This window comes from Pseudomonas sp. 9.1(2019), assembly GCF_009910445.1.
In the GTDB taxonomy this organism is placed as follows: domain Bacteria; phylum Pseudomonadota; class Gammaproteobacteria; order Pseudomonadales; family Pseudomonadaceae; genus Aquipseudomonas; species Aquipseudomonas paraversuta.
The window spans coordinates 149,111-163,869 of record NZ_VBWF01000006.1 but is presented as its reverse complement, the minus strand read 5'-3'; the positions used below and the strand labels follow the sequence as shown (position 1 = coordinate 163,869).

Here is a 14,759-nt window from a genome sequence, read left to right as displayed (position 1 = left end):
CGAAGAATATCAGTGTTCAAGGCCGGACTCTTCCTGATCGAAGGCCGGCTGCTCGGGCAAGGGCAGGTACAGCGTGATACAGGTACCGCTGCCATCAATACCGTCACCGACAGTAATTCGCCCACCGTGGGCACCGACCATGCCCTGACAGATAGCCAGCCCGAGCCCGGTCCCCTGCCCGCCCCGATCGCCACGGGCGGCGGTGTAGAACATGTCGAAAATCTTCGCCCGCTCGTCCTCCGGGATGCCCGGGCCCTGATCGCTGACCGCAAACCACAGCTCCTGCTCATCGGCACCCGCTTGCAGCACCAATTGCCCGGCAGGCGGTGAGAAGCGTGCAGCGTTCTCCAGCACATTGATCAGTGCCTGCTCGATCAACGCCGCGTGGATGTGCAGCAACGGCAGTTGCGCCGGCACCTCAACCTTTACCTGCAGCGGTGCCAGCACCGCCCGCAGCCGATTCAGGGCACTGCCCACAATATCGGCCGGTGACACCCAGTCACGGGCCAGCTTCAACGCGCCGTGCCCCAGCCGGGTCATGTCCAGCAGGTTCTGAATGTAGCGGTCCAGACGCTCGGCTTCATCGCGGGTGGCTTCCAGCAGTTCGCGTCGATCCTGTACCGGTATCGACTCGCCCAGTGCCAGCAAGGTATCGATACTGCCCTGCATCGTGGTCAGGGGCGTGCGCAGATCATGGGACACGGAGGCCAGCAAGGCACTGCGCAGCTGCTCGGTCTCGCCGTGCAAACGCGCCGCTTCCAGATCCTGGGCCAAACGGGCCCGGGCCAGTGCCTGGGCCAGAGGTTGGCTCAGCGCCATCAACAGGCGACGATGTTGACCGCTGAGCGCCAGATTTCCCTTGGGGCACACCCCAAGCAAGGCCAGCGGCCCCTCTTCAGCGCTTAACGGCCACCACCACCAACGCCCCATGGGCAGCGTGCCGGTGCCCTTGCCGGAGGGCTGGTCGTGGGCCCAGGCCCAATCCGCAGCCGCGCGCTCGGCCTCGCTGAGCTGCAGGGGGCCGCCAGTCTCGACCTGCCAGCCAGCGTCGGGGTCCCGCTTGAGCAAACACACATCGAGCTCCTTCCAGCTGCTCAAATGCTGGGCCGCGGCATTGATCACCGCCTGGCGATCGGTAGCCGCAGTCAGCTTGCGCGACAGGTCGAGCAATTGCGTGGTTTCCTCCTGAGTCTCACGCAGCGCCTGCAACTGCCGTCGTTGCCGGGCCGCCAGATTGCCGGTGAGGGCTGCCATGAGCAAAAAGAACAACAAGGTCAGCACGTCTTCTTCGCGCTGGATGCTGAACGAGAAGTTGGGCGGGATGAACAGAAAGTCATAGGCCAGAAACGACAGCGCAGCGCAGGCCAGCGAGGGCCCCAGACTGCTGCGCACGGCCACCAGCAACACCGCCGCCAGAAACACCAGCGAAATATTGGGCAGCGCCAGCACACTGGAAACGCCCCAGGCCAGGGCACTGGCCAGGATGGTCGCCACCAGCGCCAGGCCATAATCGAACCACACCAGGGTGGGCACTCCCCGGCTTGAAGCCGCAGTGGGCGACTGCTCATTGTCGAGCACGTTGATTTCCAGACCGTGGGCATCGCGCAGCAGCCGCGAAGCCAGCCCGCCGCCAAAGACCCGGCGGCGCCAGGTCAGGCGCGACTGGCCCACCAGCAACAGGCTGGCACGCCGCTCGCTGGCGTGCTGGATCAGCGTCCTGGCCACTTCACCGGCGCGCAGCAGCACCACTTCGCCCCCCAGGCGCTCAGCCAGCTGTTGCGCGTTTTGCAGACGCAGCCGTGACTGCTCGTCACGCACCGTGCCGTTGTCCACATGCACCAGACTCCAGGGCAGATGCCTGCGCTCTGCGACGCGGCTGGCGTGACGTACCAGGCGTTCGGCATGCACGTCGCCATCAATTCCCACCAGCAGGCGTCCACGCAGCGCCGGAGCCGATTGCCCCTGCTGGCGATAACCTTTGTCCAGCTCATCGTCGACGTAGACCGCTGCCGTCTGCATCGCCAGTTCACGCAGGGCGTTGAGGTTGGTCTGGGAGAAAAAGGCGTCGATCGCTGCCCGTGCCTGCTCGGGCACGTACACCTTGCCCTCGCGCAGACGCTCCAGCAGCTCCCGCGGCGGCAGGTCGATCAACAGCAGTTCGTAGGCTTCCTGGATGATCCAGTCGGGCAGGGTTTCACGCACCTGTACCCCGGTAATGCCGCGCACCCGATCATTGAGGCTTTCCAAATGCTGGACGTTGACCGTGGTATACACATCGATGCCCGCTGCCAGCAGCTCCTGGACATCCTGCCAGCGCTTGGCATGACGGCTGCCCGGGGCGTTGCTGTGGGCCAGTTCGTCCACCAGCACCAGCCCGGGTCTGGCCGCCAGCAAACCGTCGAGGTCCATTTCTTCGAGCTGCACGCCGCGATACTCCGAACGCAGCATCGGTTGCTGAGGCAGCCCGTTGAGCAATGCCTGGGTTTCGGCCCGGCCATGGGTCTCGACCACCCCCGCCAGCACCGTTACGCCCTGACGGACCTGGGTATGAGCCGCTTGCAGCATGGCGTAGGTCTTGCCCACGCCGGGGGCTGCGCCAAGGAACACCTTGAGCCGGCCACGGCCTGCCCGTGGCAAATCAGCTAACAGCGCATCGGCGCGACCGGAATCTGTCATGGAATTACCTATTGAATACATAAACCCCGCAGGAGCGAGCTTGCTCGCGAGCAAACTCGCTCCTGCGGGGTGCAGTCAGTTTTTAAGCTGAGCCAACGCCTGGTTCAGCAGCAATACGTTCACCACCGGCGGCCCCACCAGCGGCTGCTCGATATGTTGTTGCAGCAGCTGCTCTACCGTCTGCACCGGCAAATTACGCGCCGCAGCCACACGCACCAGTTGATAGCGTATTGCCTCAGGAGGCAAGTGCGGGTCCAGGCCACTGCCCGAGGTGGTCAGCAGCGCCAGGGGCACCGGGCCCTGATCGGCTACCACCAGCTGCGCAGCACTGTCCTTGACCCGCGTGGCCAGCGCCGGGTTGCTCGGCGCCAGGTTGCTCGCGGCACTGGACACCGTGGCAAACGCCCCCGCTGACGGGCGCGGGTGGAACCAGCCAGCCCCTGTGAAGTCCTGCGCGATCAGCGCCGAACCCAGGACCTGGCCCGCACTGTCGCGCACCAGGCTGCCATTGGCCTGGTGTGGGAACGCCAGCTGCGCGATCCCGGTAACGGTCAGCGGGTAGATCACCCCGGTGATCGCCGTCATCAACACCATCAGGCTCAGGGCCGGACGTAAAAGAGTCGCCATGATTGAGTCCTCTAAAAGTTCTTAAACCAGGTGCAGCGCCGTGAGCAGCATGTCGATCAGCTTGATGCCTGCAAAGGGCACCACCAGCCCGCCCACGCCATAGATCAGCAAGTTGCGGCGCAGCAAATGCGCGGCACTTGCCGCCTGGACCCGCACGCCACGCAAGGCCAGCGGGATCAGCACCACGATGATCAGTGCGTTAAACACGATGGCCGAAAGAATGGCGCTCTGCGGGCTGCTCAGACCCATGATGTTGAGCACGCCCAGCTGCGGGTAGATGGTGGCAAACAGCGCCGGCAGGATCGCGAAGTACTTGGCCACATCGTTGGCAATCGAGAACGTCGTCAGGGCGCCACGGGTCACCAGCAGTTCCTTGCCGATTTGCACCACATCCAGCAACTTGGTCGGGTCGCTGTCCAGATCGACCATGTTCGCGGCTTCCCGCGCAGCCTGAGTGCCATCGTTCATCGCCATGCCGACGTCAGCCTGGGCCAGCGCCGGTGCATCGTTGGCCCCGTCGCCACACATGGCCACCAGCCGCCCGTCATTTTGCTCGTGGCGAATGCGCGCCAGCTTCTTCTCCGGCGTGGCTTCGGCCAGCACGTCATCCACACCGGCTTCGGCCGCTATCGCCGCAGCGGTCAGCGGGTTGTCACCGGTGACCATCACGGTGCGAATCCCCAGCTTGCGCAATTCGGCAAAGCGTTCGCGGATCCCGGGCTTGACCACGTCCTTGAGGTGAATTGCACCCAGCAACCGGCCCTGGGCGCACACCAGCAACGGGGTGCCACCGCTCTGGGCGATCTTGTCGATCTCCCGCGACAACGCCGGCAGTACTTCGCTGCGTTTGAGGCCGACAAAGGCCAGTACCGAATCCACTGCACCCTTGCGATAAATCCGCCCGTTGCAGTCGATGCCCGACAAGCGAGTTTCAGCGGTAAAGGGCACGGCGGTGAAATCAGAGGCCGCAGGCTCTGGCAAGCTATGCAGGCCGCGAATGAACTCGACGATGGACTTGCCCTCCGCCGTTTCGTCCGCCAGGGAGGCCAGCAATGCACCTTCAGCCAGCTCTTTGGCAGTCACGCCGGGGGATGCATACAACGCCGTGCAGCGACGGTTACCGAAAGTGATGGTGCCGGTTTTATCCAGCATCAACACATGCACGTCGCCCGCAGCTTCCACCGCACGCCCGGATTTGGCGATGACATTGAGCCGCACCAGCCGGTCCATGCCGGCAATCCCGATGGCCGACAGCAAGCCGCCAATGGTGGTGGGAATCAGGGTCACCAGCAGTGCCACCAGAAACACCAGCGGCAAGCTGCCACCGGCGTAATAGGCGAACGGCTGCAAGGTCACGACGACAATCAGGAAAATCAGGGTCAGCCCGATCAGCAGGATATCCAGCGCCACTTCGTTAGGGGTTTTCTGGCGTTTGGCGCCTTCCACCAGTGCGATCATGCGGTCCAGGGTCGACTCGCCGGGGTTGGCGCTGATTTGCACCAGCAGCCAGTCCGACACCAGCCGGGTGTTGCCGGTCACCGCCGAGCGGTCACCACCAGACTCACGAATCACCGGTGCCGATTCGCCGGTGATGGCCGCTTCGTTGACTGCGGCAATCCCTTCAATCACCTCACCGTCACCGGGGATCATCTCCCCGGCTTCGACGCGCACCACATCGCCCTTGCGCAGTCGGGTCGCAGGTAGCACTTCAAAACCGCCCGTGGCCGTACGCCGCCGCGCGCTCAAACCGACGCTGCCGGCCTTGAGGCTATCGGCGCGGGCTTTACCGCGACCCTCGGCCAGGGCTTCGGCAAAGTTGGCAAACAGCACGGTAAACCACAGCCACAGGGCGATCTGCACCGCCACCCCGGTGGGCACCGCAGGCTCGGGCATAAAGCACAGCACGGTGGTGAAAATGGCAGTCAGTTCCACCACCAGCATCACCGGTGAGCGCTTGAGCTGACGCGGATCGAGTTTGACGAAGGCTTGCAGCAAGGCCGGACGCCAGATATCGGCAAAGGATGTTTTGGGTGATTCGAGCGCCCTGGTTTCAGGCGCAGGAGTCAACTTGGAAACAGGAGCAGGCATAGTCATCATCGTCTCCTTAAAAGCCCAGGGTCAGTTGTTCAGCGATTGGGCCAAGGGCCAGGGTCGGCAAGAATGTCAGGCCGCCCACCAGTAAAATGGTCACAGTCAACAGCGCCACAAACAGCGGGCCGTGGGTGGGGAAACTGTCCTGGCCAATGGGCGCGGTTTTCTTCATCGCCAGGCTGCCGGCCAGGGCCAGTACCGGGAGGATGTAACCGAAGCGCCCGATCAACATGCCCAGGCCCAGCATCAGGTTGTAGAACGGCGTGTTGGCGCTGAGCCCGGCAAATGCCGAACCGTTGTTGGCACTGGCCGAGGTGAAGGCATAGAGGATCTGGCTGAAACCATGGGGCCCGGGGTTGCTCACCGAAGCCACGGCACTTGGCAATACGGCAGCGATAGCCCCCAGCACCAGCACCCCCACCGGCATCACCAGCAAGGTCACCACCAGCAACTGGACCTCTTTGGCCTGCAGTTTTTTACCGAGGTATTCCGGGGTGCGGCCAATCATCAGGCCGGCCAGGAACACGGCGATCAACACGTTGAGCAACATGCCGTAGAGCCCGGCACCGACGCCGCCGAAGATCACTTCGCCGACCATCATGTTGACCAGCGCCACCATCCCGCCAAGCGGGTTGAGGCTGTCGTGCATACCGTTCACCGAACCGTTGGAGGCGGCGGTGGTGGTTTCGGTCCAGAGCACGGTGCCCGTGGTGCCGAAGCGCACTTCCTTGCCTTCCAGCGGCGCGGTTTGCTCCACCAGCGGGCTGTTCAAGGTCGGGTTGGGCTGGTATTCGGCGTACAGCGCCGTACCGCCGCCGATCAGGAACAATGCCAGCATGCAGGCGATGATGGCCCGGCTCTGACGCAGATCCTTGACGTAATGGCCAAAGGTGAACACCAGCGCCACCGGGATCAGGATGATCGAAGCCATCTCGAACAGGTTGCTCCAGGCGCTCGGGTTCTCGAACGGGTGCGCCGAGTTGACGCCGAAAAAGCCGCCGCCGTTGGTACCCAGTTGCTTGATCGCAATCTGGCTGGCCGCCGGGCCCAGAGGAATGACCTGATCCGCGCCTTGCAGGGTCAGCGCATTGACGTAGTGGGCGAAGGTTTGTGGCACCCCCTGCCAGACCAGAAACAGCGCCAGCACCAGACACAGCGGCAACAGGCCGTAGAGCGTGGCGCGGGTCATGTCGACCCAGAAGTTGCCCAGGGTTTGCGCCGAGCGGCGGCTGATACCCCGGCACAGCGCAACCAGCACCGCCAGACCGGTGGCCGCGCTGACGAAGTTCTGCACGGTCAGACCGGCCATCTGGCTGAAGTAACTGAGGGTCGCTTCACCGCTGTAGCTCTGCCAGTTGGTGTTGGTGACAAAACTCACAGCGGTATTGAATGCCTGGGTCCACTCTTGCCCCGGCAACTGCTGCGGGTTAAGGGGTAAATACTGTTGCAGCAACAAAATGGCGAACAACAGCACAAAACCCGCCAGGTTGAATGCCAGCAGGGCCAGGGTGTATTTCTGCCAGCTTTGCTCGGTGCCCGGGTCAACCCCGGCGACGCGGTAGCAGACCTTCTCCACCGGCCCCAATACCGGAGTCAGCCAGGTGCGCTGGCCTTCCATCACCCGATAATAAAAACGCCCGAGAAAGGGCGCCGGCAGCAGCACCAACGCGAAGAAAGCAAGAATCAGCGCATAGTCATAACTGTGCATACCCGCTCCTAGTTCCGATCTGCGCGCAACAGCGCAACCAGCAGATAAACGAACAGCCCCACTGCCAACAGCAGCGACACCCCATCCAGAACGCCCATGACAAATCTCCCCGTAACGGCAATTGCCGCGTGTAGGAAGAGTGTGCGCAACATGGGCGTAAAGGATCGAGATCGAGGGGGATGCGGGGGCGTAAAGAAGGCGTAAAAAACCGCGCTTACCTGTAGGAGCGAGCTTGCCTCGCGAGCTCTTCGCGGCCAGATTCAAGAGCCCCCGAGGCATGCCCCGTAATGGTTTAATGCAGCAGCGGTGTGTCCAGCACCTCGGACTGCCCGCCCAGCACGCTTTCGCTCAGCTGGACAAACACCTGGGTATTGACCTTGTCCAGACGCATCAAGGCCTGGCTGACGTCATCCAGTGAACGCTTGTTGCGGGTTTGCAAACGGATCTCGCGGTCCAGCGCCTGCAGCAGCGTGACAGCCCGCGCCACCATCGCCGGGCTGGCCGGGCCACGCAGGCGGGTCACGCCCTTGCCGGCAGCATTGAGCCGGTGCTGCAGGGCCTGGTAACGCTCGTCACTCATGCCACCGGCACGGCGCATCAACTCAATGGCGTAATACTCACTCAGCCCTTCGCCAATCCAGGCATGCTCCGGCTCGACATTGATCGCGCTGAACAGCTGCACCAGTTCGCGCAACAACGGACTGCTCCCTGCTTCATTGACCAGAGGCAGGCTACTGGAGAGGTAAATCGAGTTGCGCGCCGCGGCACTGCCTTTCCACATCGGACTGCCCGCACCGACGATCAGCAGTTTGGCCGGGTTACGCGGGAATACGGCTTGCACCTGGGGCCAGACGAACGTCAGCAGGGTCAGCACATCCATACGCCGCATGCCCTGCCCCTTGGGCGCGGAGACAGTCACTTCGGTTTCCCCCAGCATGGTGCGGCGACTGCCCAGCGTACCGGCGAGCATCCAGCCGGTCGGCCGGTCAAACACACGGGAGACATCGTCGATGCGAAAACGGTTTTTGCCGATCCGCGGCCATGGTGTTTCGATGCTTTTCCAGCCCGGTGGCAACTCGAACGCCAGACGCGACACCAGCTCGCTGCCGTCCTGCTGATCGAGACTGGCCGCAGGGACCAGGTCTTCGCCGCGAAACAACGCCCACTGCGGGGTGATCCGAGTGTCGAAGCTGCCGTTCTTGCGCTGATGGTTCAAGTGCACGCGGTAGCTCAGGTTGGCCTTGCCCGGCGCCGGGTGCCACAGGCCACGGCTGTGATGTGCATCGGGGGTCAGCTGCCACTGGCCGTCAGCCTTGAAATCGCTGTAACTGCCCGGTGGCCCAAGGTCGAAATCCAGGCTGCGCACTGCCGTTCCTTCGGCCAGGGTCAAGCGCACCTCGGCCTGATCGCTTTGCGGCAACAGGCGGACATAGTAGTCAAAGTCGACTTTCTTGGCGGCCCACAGCGGGCTGCTGACTATCAGTAGCAGCAGCCCCAGAGGCCATTGGTATCGCAGCGGCATACACACTCCATGGCACCGCTCCGGCACTTAACCGGCGCGAAAAATCAGATGATCTTCCCAGTCGTCTTCCGGCACGCTGCCCTCGGCGAGCATGCGTCCGGATTGCGAAATGCGTTCGTGGTGCACCGCGTCAGGGTCGCCACACACCAGATGGTGCCAGAGCGGCAGGTCCTTGCGTTCACTGACAAGGCGGTAGCCACAGGTCGGCGGCAACCACTTGAACTCTTCGGCCTTGCCCGGCGACAACTGAATGCAGTCCGGAACACTGTCGCGACGCTTGGCGTAATCGGTGCATTGACAGGTTTTCAGGTCGAGCAATTTGCAGGCAATGCGCGTGTAGTAGACGCTGTTATCGTCTTCATCCTCGAGCTTCTGCAAGCAGCACAGGCCGCATCCGTCGCACAGCGACTCCCATTCCTCTTGATCGAGTTGATCGAGGGTTTTGCGGATCCAGAACGGTTCAACTATTGCGGCCATGGCTCAAACATCAACATCAGGGAGTGGAAAAGGCCGCCAGTCTAGTGCCCCGCGCTCCCCGGGCCAAGCGCTGGTGACTGAAGGTGTCACTGGACTTGTCACGTTCAAGGCGTAACAGTAGCTTTGTACCCGCCAAATCAACTCAGGAAAATCGAATGCCTGCTTCCAATCGCATTGCCGAACACCAGATCCATGAGCAGTTCACCCAACGCTGGTCGCCCCGAGCCTTCACTGACGAAAGCATCGACAAGGCCACCCTGCTGAGCTTTTTCGAAGCCGCCCGCTGGGCACCTTCGGCCTACAACTCGCAGCCCTGGCGCTTTCTGTTCGCCCTGCGTGGCACCCCGGATTTCGAGCGTTACCTGAGCCTGCTGGTGGAGTTCAACCAGGGATGGGCCAAACACGCTGCGGCGCTGGTGGTGATTGTGTCGAAAACCACATTCGCCGCGCCGGGTACTACAGAAGAAAAGCCGGCTCCGACCAACGCCTTCGATACCGGCGCTGCCTGGGGCCATCTGGCGCTGCAAGCGCACTTGAGCGGCTGGCACACCCACGGCATGAGCGGCCTGGATTACGAGCGCGCACGTCAGGAACTGAAAATCCCTGAGGGCTATGCCATTCAGGCGATGGTGGCCATCGGCAAACTGGGCGACAAGGCCAGCCTGGTGGATTACCTGCAGGCCAAGGAAGTCCCGAGCCAGCGTGAGCCGCTGAGCAAGCTGGTAGCCGAGGGTGACTTCAGCCTGTAACGCCCCAACCCTGTGGGAGCCAGCTTGCTGGCGATGGTAGCGGTGCGCTGTATCAGCCGAGCCCCGTCGCCGGCATCGCTGGCAAGCCAGCTCCCACAAGTGCCTCACCCGCCTGGAACACCCCAACCCTGTGGGAGCCAGCTTGCTGGCGATAGTCGCGGTGCGCTGTATCAGGCGAGTCCCGTCACCAGCATCGCTGGCAAGCCAGCTCCCACAATGGTGTATGGGCCCTGTGGGAGCCAGCTCCCACAAAGCTGACCATTTCTTTAATACCCGCGTGCGAAATCCACTTCGCCGCGCAGTGCCTCACCCGCCTGGAACGCCCGCAGGTTGTCGACAAACAGCTGCACCATCAACGACGGCGATGTCGGCGCCGAGCTATGACCGGTCAGCAGCAAACCCCAGGCCGTCCAGAATGGATGCTTGGCCGGTAACGGCTCCTGACGGCAGACATCAATGATCGCGCCCGCCAGATGCCCCGCACGCAAGGCTTCAACCAGGTCTGCATCCACCACGGCCACACCGCGCCCGGCATTGATGAACACAGCCTCGGGGTTGAACAGTGCAAAGAGTTCGGCGTCGTACAGGTCGTGGGTTTGCGGCGTGTTGGGCAACAGGTTGACCACGTAATCCATCTGCCCCACCAGCCGCGGCAAATCGCTCAATGTGGCAACTTCCCGGAACGGCGCCTGTTCCCGGGCAGTGCTGGCAATGGCGTACAGCTCAACCCCGAAGGGTACAAGAAACTGTGCCACGCTCTGGCCAATGTCCCCTGCCCCGACAATCAACACCTTGCGCCCTACCAGGCTGCGGCCGGTGCGGTTGTCCCACTTGCGTTCAACCTGGCTCAGCAGGCGCGCTATGACTTCACGCTCATGGCCGAGCATATAGGTCAGCACATACTCGGCCATCACCTGGCCAAAGATGCCGACTGCCCGGCTTAACCGGTAATCGCGCTGCAGGCCGTCGGCCAGCAAGGGGGTGATGCCGGCCCAGGTTGATTGCACCCACTGTGGTTTGTGCCCTTGACGCAACAGGGTCGCCATCAGGTCCGGCTGCCCCAGCCACACCGGGCAATCTGCAGCCATCTTCGCCAATTGCGCCGAATCGCCGCTGGTCTGCACTTCCAGTTCGGGTGCAGCCTGCTGCAAGAGTTGGGCGTAAAGCGGGTAATCGTGCTCGGCAATCAGGACGCGCATGCTTGTAACCTTCCTAAAACACTGCAGCGCCCGCCGCCGGGATCGCCCCCGTAGCGTTCGGCCACCGCCAATCAAAATGAGCCTTTTGCGACAGGCGCCCGGAACCGGGCGCCGGGCATTTACATCGGATCGTTACGACGCAACAGCTCTTCGGGCAAGTGCTCGATATATTCGTCCTCGGCCGGCGGCATCTGCAGGTGATAGCCCTGGGTATCCAGGTTTTCCAGCACCTTGTGGATGTCTTCACGGGACAGGGCGCGCTCGGGGCTCAGCACCAGATCGAACGCGTGGTGCGGCTTGCCAAAGGCACTCATCAGAGACTCGGGCACACGCTCCAGAGCATCGGCCTTAAGCACGTACAGGTACATTTCGTTGCGTTTGAGGCTGCGGTAGATAGAGCAAATACGTTTCAAGACGGTTCTCCAGCGGTGGCCAGGCTATCGAGCAAAGCCTGGCCCATCAGCTCACGGCGCCATCCGCGCAGTGAGTCCGGCAAGTGATAAGGGCCATTGGGAAAGCCGCTTTTAAGCAGGGCTTCCAGGGTTTTCTTGCGCAGCATCAGTTCCGGCGCAATGTTCAGACGTTCAGCTTCTGCCTGACCGATGGCACGCAGGCGCTTGATCAACGCGGCGGCTTCAACCGGCAACGGCTCAGGCACAGCCGGCGGCCATTGCTCTGGCGGCAGACTGGCAGCGCGCTTGATCATGTCCAGCAAAAACTCGCCATCCTGACGCACGGTGCGCGGGTGCATATCTTCAATACGCGCCAGGGCCACCAGATTGTCGGGCTGGGTTTTCGCCAATGGCCACAACGCATGCTCACGCACTACACGATTGCGCGGCAGATCACGGGCCCGTGCCTGCTGTTCGCGCCAGGCGCAAATTTCACGCAGTACTGCCAGTTGCGCAGGTGACAGCTTCCAGGCCAGCTTGGCCTCACGGTACACCTCGTAAGGGTCCACTTCACGGCGCAGATTGGCCACCAGTTCGGCGCCGTCCTCCAGCACCCAGGCGTACTTTTCATCCGACAGGCGCGGACGCAGCAACACATACACCTCGGCCAGATGCAGGGCATCTTCGGCGGCATAGCTGATCTGGGTTTCCGACAGCGGACGCTGCAACCAGTCAGAACGGGTTTCACCTTTGGGCAGGTCGAGATCAAGGACTTCCTTGACCAGGCGCGAGTAGCCCATGGAGAAGCCCAGGTTCAGGTAAGCCGCGGCCAGTTGCGTGTCAAACAGAGGCGCCGGCAGGCTGCCGGTCAGGCGTAACAAAACCTCGAGGTCTTCGCTGCAGGCGTGCAGCACTTTGACCACTGCCGGGTTTTCCAGCAGGTCGGACAAAGGCTGCCAGTTGTCGATGGTCAGGGGGTCGATCAGGTAAGCGCGCTCACCGTCGCCAATCTGGATCAGACCGGCAATCGGGTAAAAGGTGTCGACCCGCATGAATTCGGTGTCGAGGGCTACGAATGGCAGGCTCTGCCATTCGGCGCAATGCTGGCCGAGGCTATCGTTGTCGCGAATCCAGTGAATATCGATGGCCACACGGCTCTCCCTTGAAGAATGGCGCGCAGTATATATCGCCGCCAGGGAGTTCCGGGCATTGACTGACACTCTAAGCGACGAAAAACCTACACAATTTCAGGCAACTACCGTCACAATTTTTATTCCTGAGCCGGGTGATTTCCCAAACCTGCAGGGTACGGTGCTTTGAAACCGCAAGAACACCCGTCAGTGTCCACGCAAACAAGAGTCGAGGATTAACCCCATGCCTGTCCCCCACAAGCTGTCCGGTATTACTTTGGTGCTGGTGGGCCTTTGCGCCTTCAGCACTGCAGCACTGGCGCAAGACCTTGTTCCCGGACTCGATGCCGCCGTGACCGAAGGTGCCACACAGTTGATGCAGACCTATGGTGTTCCGGGTCTGAGCATCGCCGTCAGCGTCAATGGCAAGCAGCACTTCTACAACTTCGGCGTAGCCTCCAGGGACACCCGGGTGCGCATCAGTTCCGACACCCTGTTTGAGGTCGGTTCGATCAGTAAAACCCTGACCGCCACCCTGGCCACCTATGCTCAGATCAATGGTCAGCTGTCACTCGACGCCCCGGTTTCCCGATACGTTCCCGAACTTCAAGGCACGGCTTTTGGCAAGGTGCAACTGACCCATCTGGCCACCCACACCGCTGGCGGTTTCCCGTTGCAGGTGCCAGACGCCGTACAGAATGAACAACAGTTAATGGACTACTTGAAGGCCTGGAAACCGGTCTACCCCGCGGGTACCCAAAGAAGCTACGCCAACCCGAGCATCGGCATGCTGGGCCTGATTACCGCCAGGAGCATGAACCAGCCTTTTGTCCAAGCCATGGAAAACACCTTGTTCCCCGCACTGGGCCTGCACAGCACCTATATCGATGTGCCGAAGAGCAAGATGGCCCTCTATGCCCAAGGCTATGACAAGCAGGATCAACCGGTCAGGCTCAATTCCGGCATGCTGGGCAACGAAGCCTACGGAGTCAAAACCAGTAGCCGTGACCTGATTCACTTTGCACAATTGAATGCCTTGCCGGGCAAGCCGTCGACAAAAATCCAGCAGGCCATTGGCGACACTCACACCGGCTACTTCCGGATCGGGCCCATGACCCAGGATTTGATCTGGGAGCAATACGCCTACCCGGTCACGCTGAAGAATCTGCTGCTCGGCAATTCGGACAAAATGGCCTACGAAAACAATGACGCCATCGCCCTGCACCCGCCATTGGCACCACAGGAGGCGGTGTGGATCAACAAGACAGGCTCCACCGGTGGCTTTGGCGGCTATGTGGCGCTGATACCCGTGAAAAAACAGGCGGTGGTCATACTGGCCAACAAGAACTACCCCAACAGTGCCCGCATCGAACTGGCGTATAAAATCCTCAACGCCCTCGACTAAGCCTCTTTGCGCACGATGTAGATGCTGCCCAGTGCATAACCGGGCAGCACATCGTAATGCTTGAGGATGCTGAAACCTGCCAGGGCAAACTGGGATTCAATTTCTTCCTTGCGCACGACAATCCGTTGCGAGTCCCTGCACTGATCCACAGAGCGCCCCACACATACCGACAGGATCAGGCTGTCGCGGCTCACGCGATGCAGTTCGCGCAGGATGGCCAGGCGATGTTCGCTGTCGCGAACATGGTGAAACAGCTGCATGCAGAAGATGCTGTCCACCGCGTTTTCGGACATGTCGATGGAAAACACCGAGCTCTTGAACAGTTTGATGCGCGCCAGCAAGCTGAGCGGATGGTGGGTCTGGGCATGATCGAGCATGCCCTGGGAAGAATCGGCGGCGAGGATTACCCGGTTACCGTGCTCTGCCAGCACGGGCCAGAAACGCCCGGCACCGCACGCCAGATCCAGCACCAGCCCCGGCTCGCCCGCCACCTTGAGCGCCCGGCGAACCAGCCGTTTTTCACGCCATAACGCCAGCCGCCGGACAATGCCCTGCGGCCGCACTTCGCGGCACACTTGCGCATGCTCGCGGTCGTAGCGTTCGGCGAATTCAAGCTCAACGGTGGAAGGTAGCTGCGATGACATGGCCCGCGAACTCTAGTGTTTGGTTATGTTCGACACAGAGACTAGCGGGGCACCAGTGAAAAAATTGTCAGAAAACCATAAAACCCGGATAGAAAATTGATCAATTCTGCGGGAGCGAGCTTGCTCGATCCCGCAACGC

The 14,759-nt window shown here is 61.8% G+C and carries 13 protein-coding genes; 2 read left to right on the top strand and 11 right to left on the bottom strand.

Translation table 11 applies throughout. From position 1 onward, the window contains the following. Positions 1 to 9: 9 nt before the first annotated feature. The 7 genes from FEZ21_RS10535 to FEZ21_RS10505 form a co-directional block, all read right to left on the bottom strand. Positions 10 to 2,676, bottom strand: a complete 2,667-nt coding sequence (locus FEZ21_RS10535) for a sensor histidine kinase KdpD (protein WP_003446778.1) — start codon at positions 2,674 to 2,676, stop codon at positions 10 to 12. A 75-nt stretch (positions 2,677 to 2,751) separates the two neighbouring features. Continuing rightward, a complete protein-coding gene (gene kdpC, locus FEZ21_RS10530) occupies positions 2,752 to 3,303 on the bottom strand; it encodes a potassium-transporting ATPase subunit KdpC (RefSeq protein ID WP_160627070.1) in 552 nt (183 codons plus the stop codon). Positions 3,304 to 3,324: 21 nt separating this feature from the next. Next, entirely contained in the window at positions 3,325 to 5,397 is a 2,073-nt protein-coding gene (gene kdpB / locus FEZ21_RS10525; RefSeq protein WP_160627068.1) for a potassium-transporting ATPase subunit KdpB, read from the bottom strand. A gap of 10 nt (positions 5,398 to 5,407) precedes the next feature. Continuing rightward, positions 5,408 to 7,102, bottom strand: coding sequence for a potassium-transporting ATPase subunit KdpA (gene kdpA / locus FEZ21_RS10520; RefSeq protein WP_003446772.1), 1,695 nt, complete (start codon positions 7,100 to 7,102; stop codon positions 5,408 to 5,410). Between the two features lie 8 nt (positions 7,103 to 7,110). Beyond that, positions 7,111 to 7,200 (bottom strand): K(+)-transporting ATPase subunit F, encoded by a 90-nt coding sequence (gene kdpF, locus FEZ21_RS10515; protein WP_003446770.1) that lies wholly within the window; start codon positions 7,198 to 7,200, stop codon positions 7,111 to 7,113. A 194-nt stretch (positions 7,201 to 7,394) separates the two neighbouring features. After that, the gene (locus FEZ21_RS10510; protein ID WP_160627066.1) at positions 7,395 to 8,624 is read right to left on the bottom strand and encodes a hypothetical protein; all 1,230 of its coding nucleotides are present in this window, start codon (positions 8,622 to 8,624) and stop codon (positions 7,395 to 7,397) included. Positions 8,625 to 8,651: 27 nt separating this feature from the next. Then, positions 8,652 to 9,101 (bottom strand): YcgN family cysteine cluster protein, encoded by a 450-nt coding sequence (locus tag FEZ21_RS10505; RefSeq protein ID WP_003446767.1) that lies wholly within the window; start codon positions 9,099 to 9,101, stop codon positions 8,652 to 8,654. Between the two features lie 155 nt (positions 9,102 to 9,256). Here FEZ21_RS10505 and FEZ21_RS10500 point away from each other — a divergent pair, with 155 nt between their 5' ends. Beyond that, the gene (locus FEZ21_RS10500; protein ID WP_003446766.1) at positions 9,257 to 9,850 is read left to right on the top strand and encodes a nitroreductase family protein; all 594 of its coding nucleotides are present in this window, start codon (positions 9,257 to 9,259) and stop codon (positions 9,848 to 9,850) included. Between the two features lie 266 nt (positions 9,851 to 10,116). On the opposite strand, the gene FEZ21_RS10495 is transcribed toward FEZ21_RS10500, so the two are convergent. The 3 genes from FEZ21_RS10495 to rnd form a co-directional block, all read right to left on the bottom strand. Continuing rightward, positions 10,117 to 11,049 (bottom strand): D-2-hydroxyacid dehydrogenase, encoded by a 933-nt coding sequence (locus FEZ21_RS10495; RefSeq protein WP_160627064.1) that lies wholly within the window; start codon positions 11,047 to 11,049, stop codon positions 10,117 to 10,119. A 119-nt stretch (positions 11,050 to 11,168) separates the two neighbouring features. Further along, on the bottom strand, positions 11,169 to 11,462 hold the full coding sequence (locus FEZ21_RS10490; RefSeq protein WP_003446762.1) for a YcgL domain-containing protein: 294 nt from the start codon (positions 11,460 to 11,462) through the stop codon (positions 11,169 to 11,171). Further along, a complete protein-coding gene (gene rnd, locus FEZ21_RS10485; RefSeq protein ID WP_003446760.1) occupies positions 11,459 to 12,592 on the bottom strand; it encodes a ribonuclease D in 1,134 nt (377 codons plus the stop codon). Before rnd ends, FEZ21_RS10490 begins: the two co-directional genes overlap by 4 nt. Before the next feature lie 223 nt (positions 12,593 to 12,815). Between rnd and ampC the strand changes: the two genes are divergently transcribed. Then, positions 12,816 to 13,976 carry a class C beta-lactamase gene (ampC, locus tag FEZ21_RS10480; protein WP_160627062.1) on the top strand — a complete coding sequence of 387 codons (1,161 nt, stop codon included), beginning with the start codon at positions 12,816 to 12,818 and terminating at the stop codon, positions 13,974 to 13,976. On the opposite strand, the gene FEZ21_RS10475 is transcribed toward ampC, so the two are convergent. Further along, positions 13,973 to 14,620, bottom strand: a complete 648-nt coding sequence (locus tag FEZ21_RS10475) for a class I SAM-dependent methyltransferase (RefSeq protein ID WP_003446756.1) — start codon at positions 14,618 to 14,620, stop codon at positions 13,973 to 13,975. The genes ampC and FEZ21_RS10475 overlap by 4 nt on opposite strands. Positions 14,621 to 14,759: the final 139 nt, after the last annotated feature.